General features: G+C 67.1%; 16 protein-coding genes and 1 pseudogene. 4 read left to right on the forward strand and 13 right to left on the reverse strand.

Annotated elements, in window-relative coordinates:
• Nucleotides 1-148: 148 nt before the first annotated feature.
• From AC07FN_RS14170 to AC07FN_RS14200, 7 genes are all read right to left on the reverse strand, one after another.
• Nucleotides 149-1030 carry a PaaX family transcriptional regulator C-terminal domain-containing protein gene (locus AC07FN_RS14170; RefSeq protein WP_478395996.1) on the reverse strand — a complete coding sequence of 294 codons (882 nt, stop codon included), beginning with the start codon at nt 1028-1030 and terminating at the stop codon, nt 149-151.
• Between the two features lie 187 nt (nt 1031-1217).
• Complete coding sequence (locus tag AC07FN_RS14175; protein WP_478395997.1) at nt 1218-1409, reverse strand: hypothetical protein; 192 nt, start codon at nt 1407-1409, stop codon at nt 1218-1220.
• Between the two features lie 399 nt (nt 1410-1808).
• The gene (locus AC07FN_RS14180) at nt 1809-2372 is read right to left on the reverse strand and encodes a saccharopine dehydrogenase NADP-binding domain-containing protein (RefSeq protein ID WP_478395998.1); all 564 of its coding nucleotides are present in this window, start codon (nt 2370-2372) and stop codon (nt 1809-1811) included.
• A 387-nt stretch (nt 2373-2759) separates the two neighbouring features.
• Nucleotides 2760-3971: a diguanylate cyclase domain-containing protein gene (locus AC07FN_RS14185; protein WP_478395999.1), complete on the reverse strand. Its 1212-nt coding sequence runs from the start codon at nt 3969-3971 to the stop codon at nt 2760-2762.
• A gap of 497 nt (nt 3972-4468) precedes the next feature.
• Nucleotides 4469-5224, reverse strand: coding sequence for an alpha/beta fold hydrolase (locus tag AC07FN_RS14190; protein WP_478396000.1), 756 nt, complete (start codon nt 5222-5224; stop codon nt 4469-4471).
• Nucleotides 5217-5663 (reverse strand): nuclear transport factor 2 family protein, encoded by a 447-nt coding sequence (locus tag AC07FN_RS14195; RefSeq protein WP_478396001.1) that lies wholly within the window; start codon nt 5661-5663, stop codon nt 5217-5219. Before AC07FN_RS14195 ends, AC07FN_RS14190 begins: the two co-directional genes overlap by 8 nt.
• A gap of 89 nt (nt 5664-5752) precedes the next feature.
• On the reverse strand, nt 5753-6679 hold the full coding sequence (locus AC07FN_RS14200; protein ID WP_478396002.1) for an AraC family transcriptional regulator: 927 nt from the start codon (nt 6677-6679) through the stop codon (nt 5753-5755).
• Between the two features lie 397 nt (nt 6680-7076).
• Here AC07FN_RS14200 and AC07FN_RS14205 point away from each other — a divergent pair, with 397 nt between their 5' ends.
• From AC07FN_RS14205 to AC07FN_RS14215, 3 genes are all read left to right on the forward strand, one after another.
• Nucleotides 7077-7475: an arginase family protein gene (locus AC07FN_RS14205; RefSeq protein WP_478396003.1), complete on the forward strand. Its 399-nt coding sequence runs from the start codon at nt 7077-7079 to the stop codon at nt 7473-7475.
• 510 nt (nt 7476-7985) lie between these two features.
• Complete coding sequence (locus AC07FN_RS14210) at nt 7986-8285, forward strand: hypothetical protein (protein ID WP_478396004.1); 300 nt, start codon at nt 7986-7988, stop codon at nt 8283-8285.
• Between the two features lie 39 nt (nt 8286-8324).
• On the forward strand, nt 8325-8681 hold the full coding sequence (locus AC07FN_RS14215) for a hypothetical protein (RefSeq protein WP_478396005.1): 357 nt from the start codon (nt 8325-8327) through the stop codon (nt 8679-8681).
• Nucleotides 8682-9093: 412 nt separating this feature from the next.
• Here the strand turns inward: AC07FN_RS14215 and AC07FN_RS14220 are convergent, their stop codons facing one another.
• Both AC07FN_RS14220 and AC07FN_RS14225 read right to left on the reverse strand, forming a co-directional pair.
• The gene (locus AC07FN_RS14220) at nt 9094-9876 is read right to left on the reverse strand and encodes an SDR family NAD(P)-dependent oxidoreductase (RefSeq protein WP_478396006.1); all 783 of its coding nucleotides are present in this window, start codon (nt 9874-9876) and stop codon (nt 9094-9096) included.
• Nucleotides 9873-10472: a hypothetical protein gene (locus tag AC07FN_RS14225; RefSeq protein WP_478396007.1), complete on the reverse strand. Its 600-nt coding sequence runs from the start codon at nt 10470-10472 to the stop codon at nt 9873-9875. Before AC07FN_RS14225 ends, AC07FN_RS14220 begins: the two co-directional genes overlap by 4 nt.
• 166 nt (nt 10473-10638) lie before the next feature.
• On the opposite strand from AC07FN_RS14225, the gene AC07FN_RS14230 reads away from it, so the two are divergent.
• Nucleotides 10639-11574, forward strand: a complete 936-nt coding sequence (locus tag AC07FN_RS14230) for a LysR family transcriptional regulator (protein WP_478396008.1) — start codon at nt 10639-10641, stop codon at nt 11572-11574.
• Nucleotides 11575-11836: 262 nt separating this feature from the next.
• On the opposite strand, the pseudogene AC07FN_RS14235 reads toward AC07FN_RS14230, so the two are convergent.
• The 4 genes and pseudogenes from AC07FN_RS14235 to AC07FN_RS14250 all read right to left on the reverse strand — a co-directional run bounded on the left by AC07FN_RS14235 (nt 11837) and on the right by AC07FN_RS14250 (nt 14006).
• Nucleotides 11837-12399 (reverse strand): annotated as a pseudogene (locus tag AC07FN_RS14235) (IMP dehydrogenase).
• 28 nt (nt 12400-12427) lie between these two features.
• Nucleotides 12428-12637 (reverse strand): IMP dehydrogenase, encoded by a 210-nt coding sequence (locus AC07FN_RS14240; RefSeq protein ID WP_478396018.1) that lies wholly within the window; start codon nt 12635-12637, stop codon nt 12428-12430.
• 23 nt (nt 12638-12660) lie between these two features.
• Nucleotides 12661-13386 carry a GNAT family N-acetyltransferase gene (locus AC07FN_RS14245; protein ID WP_478396009.1) on the reverse strand — a complete coding sequence of 242 codons (726 nt, stop codon included), beginning with the start codon at nt 13384-13386 and terminating at the stop codon, nt 12661-12663.
• A 161-nt stretch (nt 13387-13547) separates the two neighbouring features.
• Nucleotides 13548-14006: a GNAT family N-acetyltransferase gene (locus tag AC07FN_RS14250; protein ID WP_478396010.1), complete on the reverse strand. Its 459-nt coding sequence runs from the start codon at nt 14004-14006 to the stop codon at nt 13548-13550.
• Nucleotides 14007-14703 lie beyond the last annotated feature (697 nt).

Consider the following 14703-nt stretch of genomic DNA (forward strand, 5'->3'; position numbering starts at 1 on the left):
CCTGCCTGGTGACCGAACCGGAACGCGGATCACCGGCTCGCGACAACTGTCGCGTCGCTGCGGTGATGTATCTGGTGCCCCTCTTGATCCTTATTCCGCTGCCGCCGACGTGGCGGAACTGCGGCCAGTGCCCGAGGAGCGCTGACCGTCACGAGTGGGCGCCGACGGGTTTCGCGATCTCGTTGATGGCGTCGGCGTACCAGCGGAACAGCCGGATCGGTTGCTCCAGCTCTGATTTCAGCAGTTCCGCCCAGCAGGCGGCCACCGCTGCACGCGCGGCGGTACCAACCCACGGCTGAGGGAGTAGTTGCGGTGGGAGTAGCGGATCCGGCTCGACAGCGCGGGTGAATTCCGCCGCCAGTTCGACTGCAATGGTCAGGACCTCGGTGCGAGAAGCGGTACGCAGCGCCGGGAGAAATCGTTCTGCAGCAGCGAGAAGCCGTCGATGGCCGTCTGCGATACGCCCGAGCGGCCACAGGTGTTCAGCGAGTTCACGGGGTTGCCCGATGTCGCCGATCGCGAGGTCCGCCGTGGTCAGTGTGGCGATGTGGTCGGTGACCTCGAGTTGCGCTGCGATGGACCGGATTCGGTCCTCCCAGGCGTTCGCCGAGACGTAGAGGCCGCCCTGGATCGGAGCGCCGCCGTGCCGCAGGATCGCATCGCGCATGGCGTCGCGGGCCTGGCGCGCCGATTCTGGAACACCGAACGCGGCGAGGTGCCATACTCCGTCCCAGGTCGCTTGACCGCGGTCCTGGGCGTACATGAATCGGACGAACTCCAGATCCGGCTCGATCGAGCTGCGTGTCAGCCCGGTGGCGTGCAACACCGCTCTCCGTCCGCGACCCTCCTGCGTGAAGCGCCCTTCCGTCGCCAGGCGTTTGATGCAGAGCCGGACCTGCTGGTCGGTCATGCCGAGCGCGTTGGCGACGTCGTAGAGCTCGCCAGCATCGATCGTCGCGTCATCGCGGATCATGCTCTCGACGAGGGTTCGTGTAGAGACATCGGTGTCGCGGTTGTGGTTGTTGTCCAACGTTCACCTCGTGCGGTCGGTGCACAGCATGTCACTGAGCTCGACCATCCTACGCTCGATCTCATTTGATCGTTGACAATCCGCACGAAACAGTTTGACGGCCAGCCGTTCCTTCAGCGGACGCCTACTCGGTCGAGTACGTGTCATGGGCCGGGCGGTGGATTACCACCGGCCGGCGCCATGACACCTACGGGATCGGTTCGCATTCGACGATATAGATAAGTGTGTCGTTTCTGCGATCGAGTACGCGGTCGAGATCGTCGAAGAACCGTTCCGGATCGATGACGGCTCCGGGCGAGTGCACTCCGGGGCAGCGTGCGGTGTCGTCGATGATCTGTGACATGCCCAACGCCAGCGGAATTCCGGTGACGCGGGCCATATCGCCGAGGAGGCCGCGGACCGGATCGGCGGGCGGGCCGGACTGGTTGAGACGCGCGAGGACCGTGTGGTCGCGGCCCTGCTCCCGTCCCGGAGACGGCGGCGAAGAACGGCGGCAGCGTGCCGGGGCAGTGGGATCGAACGGCGGTCGGGATCGATCGGACGATGCGCGACAACGTCGGCTTGACAAAGTCCGCAGCGGCCGACTTGTTCGTCAGCCGCTCGCTGTCGGTGCCTCGGCGGAGAACGTCGAGGTAGGCGACCGTCCACGGACGGACGACCATCAGGTTGAAGGCGTCACCGATGGGTTTCAGGCTGCGCCGCAGGGTAATCGGTTCCGGGTGGCCGAAGGAATAGGCGGTACCGCTTCGGCCGCCGGGTAGCCTCAGTGTCACCGGGCTCAGCGGCCGTTGGGCTGTGAACTGTCTGGCGCGAACGGTGGTGATCGTGCCGCTGCTCTGCTGCATCCAATGCTCAGCGGCCGCCGAGGGGCGGCCTCGGAGCCAATCATTTGCGCGTCGTCCGCCGTCACATTTCCGGCGCCTCCGACGTTGACCGGCCATGCGGTATACGAGTTCTGCACGGAGTCGAGCTCAGCGGCAGCAGTCGCGGCGAGCAGGTTGGCTGATACCCGGGCTGGCGCCCATCCCGATGACGGCACAGACATCTTGCTCGCGGGCGGCCTGGTCGAGGTCGAGCATCTGCAACGTTGGTTCACAGTCGTCGCAGATATCCAGATAGTGTGGATGGCCGCTCGTAGCACGGTAAGGCCGAAGCGGCAGTAAGGACCGACGGCATTGAGGACCAGATCGGTCGAGGCCAGCGCGTCGCGCCACTCCGTGTCGTTGGTGACGTCGACTTTGACGGCGCGGGCTGGCACGGGCGATCCCTCGAGGCGGCGTACCAGCCGCTCGGCGGCTTCGAGGTCGCGGTCGGCGATGACGATCTCGTCGACTCCCGGCAACCGGAGCACGGGCGATCGCAGCGCCCCCTACGCGGGCTTCGCCGTGCAGCAATGGTCCCGGTGAGTGACCGAAGGTGAGCTCAGCGTGGACGTGACGAGCGTCGTAGGTGCCGCGAGAGTCGGAGTGAATCTTGTGGGTCGGGCCGCGAATGGTGAGGTCCTCGGCGGCGCAGACTTGCTGAACCGGCCCGTCAGGCCCGATAGCTGACAGGCTGCGAGCTGATCGACGCCAGGGCACGTCCGTGCACAGCGTACGAGTCCCGTTTTACTCTCCGGTGTTTTCCATGATCAGCGCCAGATGGCCGTGCCACGCACGGTTTGGGGCCATCGGCAGGATTGCCAAAGGTTGATGATGTCTAGCTTGGCCAGTGATTTTCAAATCGTGTGTTACTTGTTCCGGGTTTTCTTGCGCGTGTACATGTCTTGATCGGCTGCGTGGAGGAGTTCTTGGGGTGGAGTGGTGGGGTCTTGGGTCATGGCAATCCCTACGCTGGCCTTCAGATTGAGCTGATGTCCGGCTGCGGTGATCTGGGTGTTGAGGAGTTGCGCGATGTGGTCCTGGAATGCTTCGGCTGCGGGGATGTCGTCGACGAGGCCGGCGACGACGAATTCGTCGCCGCCGAGTCGCGCCACCGTGGCGCCGGGTTCCACGCCGCCCAGCAGTGCGTGGGCGGCTGCGATCAGGAGATGGTCGCCGACGAGATGGCCGTATTGATCGTTGACTTGTTTGAGCCCGTCGAGATCGGCGACGAGCACAGCGAGAACGCCGCTGCCACCGGCGAGTGTGGCGAGGTTGTGGTGGAGGCGGTCGGCGAGTAGGGCGCGGTTGGCCAGTCCGGTGAGCGGGTCGTGCAAGGCGAGGTGGGCCAGTTGGGTATCGGTCATGCGTCCGTTGCCGATCGCCTCGTAATGGCTGACGAGGAAGGAGGGCATGCCGTCGGGGCCGGTGATCACGCCGGACCGGATCAAGACCGTGATCGGGTGTCCGTCCTTGTGCCGGTAGCGTTTTTCGATGCTGACGGTCTTGGTGCGGCCCTCGCGTAGTTCAGCGAGCGCGGTGTTTCCCTGGTCGTGATCGCCGGGGTAGGTCAGGTCGGAAAAGTGCATCGCGAGCAGCTCGCTGCGGCGGTAGCCCAGCAGGTCGCACAACGCGTCGTTCACCGAGGTCCACTGTCCCTGCAGGTCCAGCAGGGCCATCCCGATCGGCGCAGTGGCGAAACACCGCTCCCACAGGGTTTCGCGGCTTCGGTGGGCGGTGATGTCCTCGGCCTGCACCAGGATGTGGCAAGCACCGCCGGCGGTGTCGTTGATCGCGGAACCCGACAGCCGCAGCCAGATGGTCTGGCCGTCGGGCTTGTGGTGCCGGGTCTCGGCTACAGCGTGTCCGCGTGCGAGGGTGTCGGCGACGATGGCGGTTCGCGGGAAAGCGTTGCCCGGACATGAGGTGTCGTGCGGGCTCGGCTGCAGGAAGTCTCGAGCATCCTGGCCCACGAGAGTGCACAACGCCGGGTTGACGTACCGGCAGCGGCCTTGCGCATCGAACACTGCGGTGGGCACGGGCGCCTGATCGAAAACCGCATGCCACTGCACACCACCCACCCTGCCCAGCGTCGCCGGGACGGGGTCGCCTGAGCGGTCTGGCGACGAACCGGGCAGGGCGCAGCCGTGGGCTGCGCAGTGAGCCTGCGCAGTGAGCATGTCGCTCCGGCACCGTCGTACCTCGTCCCAGCGGCGCTGTTCAAGAGCACGATTCATCTTGTCTTCGGCCAGCCTGACGGGATGCTCGAAGTCACGTGGGGAATGCATGGTGGGAAACTCCGTCGAGGTGCGAGACGTATAACGAGGCCAGGGAATTCAACACGTTGCCCCAGGGGTGTCGCACAATTTTCTCCTCACATTGGCAAGATCCGCATAAATGATTACGGTTCTCGTGGCGACTCGAAATCTTCTTTTCGACATCTCGATTGCTAGGTCAACGTTGCCCGACAAGGCACTAGATGAGCGCCGGATGGTTCCGGCGGTCGCGCCGCCCCGACCGCCGGATGGTTGCGGCGGTCGGGGCGACGCGGACACGAGGTCAAGCCGCTTTCCGCGGCTCAGGCCGACAGGGCTCCGGCCGCGCTCAGGTGAGCCAGGAGTTCGTCATTGAACCGCTGGCCGATCCGTTGCACGGCGTGTGGGCTGCCGTCGAAGAGGACGCGCTTGGCGTCCATCGCCTCGGCCAGGGCGTCGGCCACGTCCTCGAATCCGGGAGTGCCTCCACCGGTCACAACGAGCTTGGGGAACGGCGCTTGCGCCAGCGCTTCCGCCAGAACACCTGTCTCCCATGGCCGCTCCGTCGTGAGATTGCGGGCCGCCTCGAGCAGCGGCGGTGGAAGCGGTGTGGGCAACTGCAGGTCAATGTTCAGGACCTTGAGGAAGCCGGCCACGAAGGATTCGGGATCCCCGCTGTCGGCCTCTGCCCAATGGCGGCGAAGGGCAGTTGAGAGCCGGTCGGCCGCCGGCCGGCCCGCGCCGTTGGGCAGTGCGGGCGGCTCGATCACCGTCAGCGACCAGACTTTCTCCGGCGCGATTGCCGCAGCGCGCATGGCGACCACACCGCCCATCGAGGTTCCGAGGAGGTGCGCCCCATCGCCGAGCAGTCCGACGATCTCGGCAGCATCGCGATCCGGATCGATTCGATCGGTGCGCGGGCTGGGGCGGTAACCCCGGCGGTATGGGGCGATGATCCGGAACCGGTCCGCGAGCACCCGCTGCTCGCTGAATGCCGCCGCAGCCGAACTCAGGCTGCCGTGCACCATGACGATCCGCGGCCCGGACTCTCCCCACTGTTCCACGGCGAGCTCAGCCATTGGCCGCCCCGTTCGCAGCGGCCTCGACCTCGGCCCGCGCGAAGACGCCGTGGTCGATGTCCAGCTGTCGCGACTCGAACTTCCAGCCGTCGGGGGTGCGCACGAGGGTGTCGGTGTAGATACCCGTGGCGATGATGAACGGCGGCTTCTCGACCTGGAGCTTGGTGACCGCACACCGCGCGGTGCCGCGGTCACCGTGCCTGTCGACGACGTAGTTCGTCAGCAGGTGCCGGACGCCGTCTTCCTTGCCGGCCGCGATGTGGCCCTTGATGAACGCGCGGATCGCATCGTGTCCGGCGAACGTGCCGTAGGTGGCGATGAACTTCCCATCAGGGACCCAGGCCCCCACCCATGCTTCGACATCGTGGTTGTCGAGCGACCGCATCTGCGAGTTCGAAAGTTCGATGATCGCGAGTTTGTCCTCATTGGACAGAGACATGGCGGTTGTCTCCTTGCTGAATTGGAGTGGCACGCCGGGCTTCCGGCCCGAACCAGTGCGTCGAGTCTGCGGACGACGCGGACGCGCAACTACCGCCTGCGCGAACCGCCACGATCGGATTTGCGAAGCACTGTCGACGGCGACTCACCGAAGCGCTGCTTGAACTGCGCGGCGAAGTCACCGAGGTGAACGAAGCCGCACGCGAGAGCGGTCGCAGTCACCGTCGTGCTCGCCGGATCAGCCGCCGCCAAGAGCGCGTGCGCCCGGTCCAGGCGTTGCGCCCGGAGCCATTCGCCGGGTGACAAGCCGAGCTCGCGCCGGAACCCGATCTGCAAGCTGCGCAGCGATACCTCGCAATAGCGCGCCACGGCTGACAGCGAGAACGATTCCGGCAGATTCGCCAGCATGTACTCCATCGCGCGCCTGACCCGGTCAGACGACGGCGATTCGGCAGCGCCACCGAGCTTCTTGCTGAGATTGTTCGGGTAGCCGAGCAGCAACGTTTCGGTCAGCAGAGTCTCGAGCTGGACGGCCAGCCGAGGCCGGTTGTCGAGACGTGGGTCGGTGGACAGTTGGACTGCCGCCTCGATGAGTCCCAGCAACCCCGTGGAGACGCTGCCGGCCGCGAGGTCGAAATGCACCGGCACCGCCTCTGCCGAGCCGGTCAGCAGCGCCGCGGTCCTTTCCACCCGTTGCCGATCAAGCCGCAGCACCACCTGGTCGAACCCGCCGTCGATGTCGAGCCGGAAGTCGCGGTACGGGCTCACCACCGAGGCGGTGCCCGGTGCGAGGACCGCGGCCGTCTCGCCGTAGGCGAATCGCGCCCGCCCGCCAACGGGCAGTGAGAGCAGGAATTCGCCCTGCTCCGGAGCGACCTCCGAGATGGTGACGTTCGCACCGTAATGGAGCCGGTTCAGCGAGACCGAGCCGCTGTCGAGGTGATCCAGGCGCGCGGACAGGCGTTCACCGCGATCGCGAACCCGAAGGGCATGCGGCCGCAGGTTCGAGGTGACCACGTGGACGACTGCGTCGACGTCGTCGGTGGTCGCCAGCAGCTGATCTCCCCGCACGCGCACGAGCTCGGCGATATCTGCCACGGACACGGCTCACCCCCCGTCCTGAACCAGCGTAAGCCACATCCGGGGGCTCCCGGAGATCAGAGCGAGGTCGGCGGATCAGCGTCTGCGCATCGAGTACGCCGCAGCGCCTCGCGCACACCTTCGACTTCCGCCTCTTCGGCACCAAGAAGTAGCTCTTTGCCAAATCCGCAAGTCCGGCGTTCGGCTTGACGTGGGCGGGTGGCAGCAGGATTCGTGCACATCACGACCCATGTAAACGTTCTGCGTGATGGACGGATTTTGAACCTTGCTGCGTCGTAGATCGACGATCTTGGATTGAGGTAGGGCCTCCGCGATGCTGCGGGCCGTCACCCGCGAGCACGGCCCAGTGTCGCTCGTGCGCTTCGACGCACATCTGGACACCTGGGACACCTACTTCAACGCCCCGGTGACGCACGGAACTATCTTCCGCCGCGCCTTCGAGGAAGGACTGCTCGTGGAGAACCACTCGATGCACCTTGGGATCCGCGGCCCCATTTTCGACCAGCTCGATCTCGACGACGACAAGTCCTTCGGATTCCGCACGATGCGTGCCCACGACCTCGACATGATCGGCATCGACGGGTCCGCCGATGCCGTCCGGCAAGGATGCTCGTTGAGGGAAAGCGGGAACCGTGTTCGGCGATGTCTTCGGTGGTGCGTAGGTATTCCAGTGTGCTGGGGTGTCGTAGCCGGGCAGGCATGGGGCGGATAGGCGTCTGCCGAGGGCGTCGAATCACATCGACGATGGTCCGGGCAGGATGCGGATGGCGTGCCCAGGCCAGATCGGGTTCCAGTTCGGTGTAGTGCCACATGCGGTCGCGGTTGACCAGCGGCACTCCCGCGGTGGCGCTGATGTCGAGCATGCATCCGTCGACGTAGGCGGGCACGCCTTTGACCACGTGCGACGGCGCGGTGCCCAGGCGCTTGGGCCAGTAGCCGCGCTCGGTGACGTTGAGCACATCGACCGGGTCCAGCTGGGACTGGTCTGCTCGCGCAGGTGATCCACCGCGGCGGCATCGGTGACATTGCGGGCTCGCTGATCGCGATTCCGCTCTTGTCGGTGATGTCGGCGACGCCATGGGCCAGGGCTTGCTGGTCGCGTCCCACCACGCAGACCCAGGCTCCCTGGGCGGCGCAGACAGACGTTGGCGCACATCTGCTCGACAGCTGATCTGCGTAGTGTCAGTTCATGCTGCCTTGACGCATCCGGAACCCGGAGCAGATGCGCGTGTTCATCCGGCAGAAGATCGCCGAGCAACTCCCGGCCGGATTCGACGTCGACGTGCATTTCAATCCGCCGTACAACCCCTGGGAACAGCGGCTCTGCCTCGTTCCCGACGGGGACCTGTTCGGGGCCATCCGGGAAGGTCGCGCGTCCGTTGTGACCGACCGGATCGCGACCTTCACCGAGAAGGGGATCGAGTTGGTGTCCGGGCAGCACCTGGACGCGGACATCATCATCATCGTGACGGGGCTCAACATCCAACCCATCGGCGGGGTCACTCTGCGGGTCGACCGATGACCAGTCGAGCTCTCCGAGCCGGTGACCTACAAGGGCAGGATGTTCACCGGCGTCCCGAACTTCACGATGACCACCGGTTACACCAATGCGTCATTCACCCTCACGGCCGATCTGATCGCACGCTACCTCTGCCGGATCCTGACGCTGATGGACCAGCGGGGCTGGCACATCGCTACCCCTGTCGCCCCGGCCGACGAGAGACGAGAGCCGTACTGGGAACTGTCCTCCAGTTACGCGCAGCGCGCGGCCGCCGCACGGCCGAAGCAGGGCGCGCGCGTGCCGTGGCGGCTCCACCAAAACTACCTGCGCGGTCTCCTCCTGCTTAGCCGTTGCGGGCTGGAAGACGAGGGGGTCAGCTTTGCACGTCGTAAGGCCGACGCCGAGATGGCCAGCTGAGCGGGACCCTTCCCGGGCGCATCGACAACGACGCAACTCGCGCGACGCCACCGCGGCGCCGTCCTGTCCCTCAACGACGAACCAGGAACGGGACCAGGTCACTGTGTTCCACGGCGTCCCACGATGTACGCCGGGATCCTTCAGCACCCCGCAGCCGAGGGCAGCGACCTCTCGTCGCTGCGCAGCGGCGTCACCCGCGGATCCACCATGCCCGTCGAGATTCTCACCGCTTTCGAAAAGCTCTTCGTCCTTCAACCAGCGCAGACGTCGCGTCGCCTTCATACGCCTGGCGCAGCTGCTTCCGGAGCCTGCTGCGCAAGGTACTGCTGGGTGACGGGGCCGGCGGTGTCCCGCGCCGCCAGCACCCCGTATCCGTGGTCAGGTCATGACCACGGATACGGGGTATCCGTGGTCAGGTCATGACCACGCCGCCATCGACGGCCACGGTCTGGCCGGTGATGTTGGCTGCCCGTTCGGACAGCAGGAATGCCACCATCTCGGCGATGTCCGATGGGGTCTGGGGACGCCCCATCGGAACCATCTGCCCGACAAACCCTGCGAAGAGCTGCTCGGGGGTGGCGTTGGCATGTGCGGGATCGTTCGCGTTCAGCCACTCGCTGGTCTTGCGCCACATGTCGGTCCAAATGAGGCCCGGCATCACCGCGTTGGCCCGCAGCCCGCTCGGCGCCCCGACCCGGGCGACCACGTGGGTCAGCTCGATGACAGCGGCCTTCGAGGGGCCGTAGTCGGCGAGCATCTCCATGCCCAGCCGGGCACCGACCGAGGCGATGTTGACGACTGCGCCGGGGCGGCCGGCACGGCGGCGGACGAATTCCTGGCAGGCCAGGAACGTGCCCCGGGTGTTGACCGCGAACGTGTGGTCCCACTGCTCCTCGGTCAGCTCGGTGAACGGCATGAACCGCCCACCCCCGGCAACCCCGGCGACGTTGGCCAGCGCGGTCACCTCGCCGAGCTGTTCCTCGGCGGCCGCGAACGCGCCCTGCACGGATGCCCGCTCGCTGACGTCGCACACGGCGTGGGCGACGTCAGCGCCCTCCGCGGCCAGTTTCGTGGCGGTCTCCGCAACACGTTCGGCGTCGACGTCTGTCAGCAGAACTGCCTGGTCCTGGGCGAGGCGAGCTGCCACCGCCGCGCCCAGCCCACCGGCCGCACCGGTGACCAGCGCGATACTCACGGCAGCACCTTCGCGATCTCCGGGGCGAGCAGCTCGGCTGCCCGCTCGGCGGTGATGACGTCGGCAGGGTCAGGCTTGGTGATCTCCCGGGAGGCGGTGTCCTCGTAGACGTGTTCGCCGATCAGCCGGCAGCGCTCGTCGTAGGGCCAGTAGAACGCGAGCGTGCGCTTGAGCAGGTAGACGTCGCCCGGGTCGTCCCCGGCCCGCACCGAGCCGAACACGGTCTCGCCGAGCATCGCTTCGGGCACGAACTCGAAGAACTCGAGCTCGCCGGAGAACCCGTGGTCATTGACCGCGATGTCCTGCTTGCTCACCCACATAACCAGAGCGTTCGCCTCGACCAGCGACTGGTAGAACCCTTTGACCTCCGCCATTCCGTCCAGGATCGTCGACGTGCCGCCCTCGTGGATGCGGTAGTGCGGGTGCTCGACGGTCATGCTCGGCGCCAGCAGCTCCTCGTAACGCCCCGAGACCTCCAGCAGGGCGTGCAGGCGGTAGTTCTTCAGGATTGCGCGGTGCCGCGGGTTGTCGGTCTGCGCGATCTGCTTCTCCAGGGAGGCGAACATGTTCTTGAAGTCGTGTTCGTAGCGGCTCATCGTGGCTCCTCGTCGAGTCGGTTCGGGTGCCTCATCCTTGGGCGCGCCGCTCGCAAAGGTCCATGACAACCATCCGCCGATCCGTAAACGTATCGGTTAACCCCACAGGTCAAGGCGCTACAGTCGAGCGAGCTGCGCTACCAACTCGGCGGCGGGAGGAGTCGACGTGGACCTCAACCTGCATCTCGTGCGCTACCTCGTCGCGGTCGTCGACGCGGGTCACTTCGGCCGCGCGGCGGAGTTGCTCTACATCAGCGCGCCCGCGCTGAGCCAGCAAGTGCGCAAGCTCGAGCGCGCGCTAGGCGTCGAGTTGGTCGACCGCTCCGCTCACCCGGTGCGTCCCACCCCGGTCGGCGAACGTTTTCTGGCCGAGGCGCGTCCTGCGCTGGCCGCGGCCGACCGGGCCGTCGCCGCCGTGGAGGCCCACCGCCGCGAGCTGGCCGCCACGCTCCGGGTCGGGTTCATGAGCGCCTCGGCCGGTCCACACACCCGGCATGTGCTCGAGGAGCTACGCCGCGAGGTGCCCAGCGTATTGGTGCGGCTGGTGGAGCTGGCCTGGCCACAGCAGGCCTCGGCCGTGCGCGACGGCATCGTCGACGCCGCGCTGGTGCGGCCGCCGATTAGCGACGTCACCGGCCTCCGCTTCGACGTGGTGCACCACGAGCCCCGGGTCGTGGCGCTGCCCGTCACGCACCGCCTCGCGGCGCACGAGGCGGTCGAGCTCGCCGACCTCGATGGCGAAACCCACGTCACCGATGACGAGGCCGATCCGGCGTGGGTGCGTTGGTGGGCGTGTGATCCGCGCCCCGACGGGACTCCCGTGCGCTACGGCCCGTCGGCTCGCACCATGGATGAGTTACTGGAGGCCGTCGCTTCGGGGCAGGCCGTCGCCATCACGGGCGGCTTCGCTGCCGACCGCTACCGCCATCCCGAGGTCACGTTCGTCCCGGTCACCGACGTCGAGCCGTGCCCGATCTCGCTGTGCACTCGAGCCTCCGACAGGTCGGCCCTCGTCGCGGCGCTGCGCCGGGCGGTGTGCCGGCCGAATGCGAAGGACCCGACCCTCCTCGGGAGCGCCAGCGAGCCGGTCCGGGCAGGGTGAATCCTGCCGCTGCCCGGCTGCTGGCCAGCCGGCAACGGCCGACACCGGAATTTCGCGCTCACCGCAGTCGGTGCGGTACGGCGTAGTTCTCCAGTAGCCGGTACACAACCCATGCCTGTCGATCCGGCACGACCGCATCGCACCACTTCAAGCGTTCTGGAGATTGGAGATAGGGGCGTTCCGGGTGCGTTCTGGCTGGCTGCGATACAGGCAGGGTGGAGCACTTCTGCCAACGGAGGTGGCGGCGGCGCCCTGCCAGAGTTCAGGCGATGACGGTCGGCGTGTCTTGGATTGACACGTTGGGGTGGTTCGCTTGGAAGCTCTGCTCCGAGACCAGCGTCAGGCGGGCCGTGGACCGAAACTCCGGCAGAGTCATGGCACCGCAGGAGGCCATCGTGGCCTTGATCTTCGCACCGGTCACGGCGAGGCCCTCGTTGAGATCGCCGGCGTAGGGGACGTAGCCATCGACGCCTTCCTCGAAGATCAGTCCCTGTGCGCCCTGGCCGTACCGCTGCCAGTTGCGGGCCCGATTGAAGCCCTCGCCCCAGTACTCTTTGACGAAGCCGTCAGCGGTGGGCAGCTTTGCCCCCGGCGCTTGATCGAAGCGTGCGAAGTAACGGCCCGTCATGAGAAGTCGGCGCCCATCGCCAATGCCACGGCCACGTGGTAGTCGTGCACCAAGCCACCAACTGAGCAGATCGGCACGTGCTGACCGATCCGCTCCCGGAAGCCATCACGAGCTGCGGCGACGTCGACAACGGCGCTGGCCTGGCCACGCCCGATGCCCTTCTGATCGCGGGTGATGCAGATGGAACTCCTGCCCACGCCGACCTTGACGAAGTCTGCGCCGGCTTCAGCAAGAAAAGTGAACGCCCCCGTCGACCACGTTGCCTCCGCCGACCGGGATCTCCGGATAGGGCTTCTTTGTCCAGGTAAGCGCCTGCGCCTGCCAGTCGCTGTACCCGTCGGAGGAGTCGAAACACAGCACGTCTCCACCGGCCTCGATCAGGGCCGTGATGCGCTCGCGGTAGTCGTGGGTATTGACCCCGGCGCCAACCCGCAGCCGTTTGTCACTGAATCATGCCCCTACACGGCCGAGTCCGGTGAGACGACGTCCCAGGTCCCGAATCGGGTCAGGCCGGCCGATGCGGCCGCCGCGACCGAGGCGTGGTTGTCGAGCTGGCAGCGGTACTGCGGCTCGTGTCCCCGTGCGAGGGCGTGCCGGGAGGCCGCGCGCACGAGGCGCCGGGCGTGGCCCTTGCCGCGGTGCGGCGGGAGCGTCAGCACGCCGAGGTCGGCCAGCGGCGCATCGTCCCACGGGTACATGCTCGCCACGCACACCAGCCGCCCGCCTTCGAACACGCCGTAGGCCGCCCAGTGGTCCAGATTGACGTCTGCGTCGTCGAGATCCTGTTCCGACGCCGCTTCCTCGAACTGTCCGAACGCCCGCGCGTCGGCCTCGGTGAGCGGGCGGATCGAGGGGGCGTCCGGTTCGCCGAGCAACGTCTCCCGGGCCTCGTCGGTGAAGTAGAACAGGTTGTCGGCTCCGTGCAGCGAGATGCCTGACTTCGCCAGCCGCTGCTGGAAGCCCGCCTCGTCGATCGGCTGTCCGTCGTCCAGGCCCGTCGTCCCGGCGACCGCCGGGGTGAGCAGAACGCGCGTCTTCCCGTCGGTCGTCGTCAGGATGGTGAGCCGTTCGTCCTCGGTGTCGAGGGCGGCGTCGGCGAAAACCCTGAAGGCGTCGTCACCGTAGAGGAGCCGACTCGTTGGGGAGGGGGTCAGCCAGAAATCGGTGATGGTGGAAGGGAACATGTCGGGTGCTTCCTGCTCGTCGTGGTCGGGCAGCTGGGTGATGTGCTGCGGGTTGTATGCAGGACGCCTCGGTGAGGCGTTGTCGGCGGCGGCGCGGGTAGCTGTCGGCCGGGTGGGAGCCGGGTGGCTGGGCCCGGCTGTAGGGCTGGGCCCGGGGGAGGTCAGAAGCGCTTGACGAGACTGACCGCGCGGTCGGTGACGGTGAAGTCGAGGCTCTGGTACAGGCCGAGGGCGCCGGTAGGGCTCTCGGCGTCGACGTCGAGTACGGCGTGGTCCAGCCCGTCGGCCCGCAGCGCCCGCAGCACGTGGGCCAGCAGTGTGCGGGCCAGCCCCTGTCCTCGCGCGTCCCGCCGTACGCCGACGGCCGTGACGTAACCGGACGGGCCGCCGTGCAGCGGCCACTCGTCCTGTGCCACGTCGACGAAGACAAAGCCGACGACGCGTTCGCCATCGTGTGTGTCGGGGGTGACGGCGAGTACGGACAGGTCCGGGCGGAATGCTTCCAGACGGTCACCAGCGGCCCATTCGGCGGCGGTGACCGGCTGGGCACCCCAGTGGTCGCGAAAGGCATCGTTCGTCGCGGACCTGGTTCGCTCCTTCCACTCCTCTCCGTAGGGCACAAGCCGCACTCCTGGGATGGACGGCGGCTCGGCGACCGGGGCCTTGAGGTCGCGCTCCAGCTCCAGCCACCACCGGGCGCGCTCGTAGCCGTGTGCTTCCAGAAGCCGGATCGCAGGGGTGGCATGGTCGTGCGCGCTCGAGGCGAGCCACCCGGGCAGGGCGGCGTCGCAGGCCGCGAGATGCTGAAGCTTGCGGGCTTCCTGCCATGCCAGCAGTGCACTGCCGATGCCTTTACGACGGCGGTCCGGGCCACCGTTCCGTCGAGGCCGACCCAGACGATCGTCTCCTGGCTCGCCGGGGCCGCGGCCGAGCCGTAGGCGACGGCCCGCCCGGTGGCATCGACGGCGATCACCGCGTCGCGCTCGGGGTCGAAAGTCGCGCCCCTGAACTCCTCCTCCAGCTCGTCCATCATCACCAGCGAGCGCGGATGATCGATCTTTCCGGCGGCACGCTTCAGATCGAGGATCAGGCCAATGTCGGCGGCGGTGACAGGTCTCCAGGTGAGCCCGTCGCCGGCAGTGGGCAGCACGATGGTCGACGGCGCGGTCACCCGGTCGCGCAGTGCGCGGAGTTCGGGGCTGTGAGGTGCTGTCTCGCTCACGGGGGGTGTTCCTATGTTTTTGTCAAGCGGCGGCTGGGGGCGCCGTGGGTTGGGTTGTGGGTCGGGCTGGCTGGTAGAGGGTCTTGTCGCGGAGC

This window comes from Saccharopolyspora sp. NPDC045941 (genome assembly GCF_056431445.1).